Origin of the sequence: Flavobacterium sp., from assembly GCF_049590715.1 — a bacterium.
GTDB lineage: Bacteria > Bacteroidota > Bacteroidia > Flavobacteriales > Flavobacteriaceae > Flavobacterium.
This window is the reverse complement of the sequence record NZ_JBAWDL010000182.1, coordinates 1-2119: the sequence shown is the minus strand read 5'-3', so window position 1 is coordinate 2119 and position 2119 is coordinate 1. Positions and strand designations below refer to the sequence as shown.

3 protein-coding genes are annotated in these 2119 nt (G+C 33.9%); all 3 read right to left on the bottom strand.

Features of this window, described 5'->3' with window-relative positions:
* Nucleotides 1–416 (bottom strand): AAA family ATPase (locus WBQ70_RS08415; protein WP_423912858.1); only part of this gene is annotated, 416 nt, incomplete at its 3' end.
* Between the two features lie 301 nt (nucleotides 417–717).
* On the bottom strand, nucleotides 718–1068 hold the full coding sequence (panD, locus tag WBQ70_RS08410) for an aspartate 1-decarboxylase (RefSeq protein ID WP_423909046.1): 351 nt from the start codon (nucleotides 1066–1068) through the stop codon (nucleotides 718–720).
* A gap of 14 nt (nucleotides 1069–1082) precedes the next feature.
* On the bottom strand, nucleotides 1083–1961 hold the full coding sequence (panC, locus tag WBQ70_RS08405; protein ID WP_423912855.1) for a pantoate--beta-alanine ligase: 879 nt from the start codon (nucleotides 1959–1961) through the stop codon (nucleotides 1083–1085).
* Nucleotides 1962–2119: the final 158 nt, after the last annotated feature.

The following is a 2119-nucleotide window of genomic DNA, read 5'->3' as shown; positions in this document are numbered from 1 at the left end:
GTTATACGCTCTGCACGCATTTTAATTTGTTTTTGACTCTCTTCTCCCGAAACATACAATGTTTTATAGGGTAGTTTTAAAGATATTTGAAGTAGGAGTGTACTTTTTCCAATTCCAGGTTCCCCTCCCAAGAGTGTCAGCGACCCAGGTACGAGGCCACCACCTAATACGCGATTCAATTCGGCATCTGTAGTGTTCATTCGTACTTCTTGAGTAGAATCAATTTCATTAACCTTCAAAGGTTTTGAAGCTCTACTTACAGGTGCAGACTCGGTTTTCCAAGCTACTTTTTCTTGTTTTTGAATGATTTCTTCTGCTATAGTATTCCACTCTTTGCAGGAGTTACACTGACCTTGCCATTTGGCATATTGTGCTCCGCAATTTTGACAAAAAAAAGTAGTTTTAACTTTAGACATAGCTTCGATTTAAATCCATATTTAGAGTCCAAAAATAGTTTAAAATTATACCATATCATATGGTAGGAATTGCTTTTACTATTTTTTAACCTTTTCTGAATTTGTATAATTCAATTTGTAGCTAGTGGGGAGAATAGGCTAGGGAGTTTTTATGTTGAATTACCTTCAATTTAGGACTGATAGAGAAGTACTGAGTGGTATAATTTAATTAGCCAGTTTCATTGTGTTACAAGAATAAAAAACAAAAGGAGCCTTGCTAAGCTAGCAGACTCCTTACAGTTGAAAACGTTTTTTTAATAATTTAGGTTAACGAATTGTCTTTTTCATTTGGAAAAATAATCCATGGTTTGAAAGTTTTGGCTTCTTCAAATTCCAAAGTGGCATAGGATATAATAATAATAATATCGTCTTTTTGCACCTTGCGAGCTGCTGGACCATTTAAAGTTATTTCGCCCGAATTTCTTTCTCCTTTGATGGCATAAGTTTCAAAACGCTCTCCGTTATTAATGTTTACGATGGCTACTTTTTCTCCTTCAATAATATTCGAAGCTTCCAGTAGCGTTTCATCAATAGTAATGCTGCCAATATAGTTTAAATCAGCGCCAGTTACCTTTACTCGATGAATTTTTGATTTTAGTACTTGAATTTGCATGGCACAAAAGTAAATTATTTTAGTGATATGGTATCAATCAATCGGATATTATTAACAAAAACAGCGATAAATGCGCGATAATTTTTGTCTTCTAATTTTTCGTCACAGGTTAAAAGTGTTTCTTCGTCGGCGATTGTAAAGTATTCTAATTCAAAACCACTAGTATTTGCAAAAACTGATTCTACCCAGTCATGAACCTCTGTTGCTGTTTTATTGTAGAATAGATCTTTTGCTTGCAAAATAGTTTTATAGATTGCACTCGCTTCTTCCCGTTCCTGCTTCGTAAGTCGTTCATTTCTTGAACTCATGGCAAGTCCATTTTTTTCTCGATAGATAGGGCAACCATTAATGGTAACAGGTAACTTATTTTTCTGAGTCATTTTCTTAACGATTTGTAATTGCTGAAAATCTTTTTCTCCAAAATAAGCGTTATCAGGTGTTACGATTTCAAATAATCGCTTAACGATTGTTCCTACGCCATCAAAATGACCAGGTCTGAATTTTCCTTCCATTTGATTTTCTAAGCCATCAAAATCAAAAGTTTGTGAAACTACATTTCCTTCGTAAATGTCTTCGACAGAAGGAGCGTATATTACAATATCTCTATTTAAACCATTTATTTTTTCTGTGTCTTCATCAAGAGTTCTTGGGTACTTTGATAAATCATCCAGATTGTTGAATTGTGTGGGGTTGACAAAGATACTCACCACTGTGATTTGATTTTCTTGTAAGGATTGTTGCATCAAAGAAAGGTGGCCTTTGTGCAGCGCACCCATAGTTGGTACAAACCCTATAGTAGTATTTTGTGTTTTGAAAGACTTCAAAAAAGTCATCAAAGCTGCTTTTCCGTAGAAAATAGGCATGGCTGTTTTATTAAAATTAACTGCAAACATAATATTTTAGTTAATAACTGCGTAAAATTTCGTAATTTTGCATGGTTTTTATTGCCAATAAATAAAGCAAATTACAATATGAAAGACAAGAGGATATTATATGTATCATCTGAAGTGGTGCCTTATCTTGCTGAAAATGAAGTTTCTTTGATGTCTTA

Coding starts and splice junctions, on each gene's coding strand:
- panD (WP_423909046.1), bottom strand. CDS start 1,068: ATGCAAATTCAAGTACTAAAATCAAAAATTCATCGAGTAAAGGTAACT.
- panC (WP_423912855.1), bottom strand. CDS start 1,961: ATGTTTGCAGTTAATTTTAATAAAACAGCCATGCCTATTTTCTACGGA.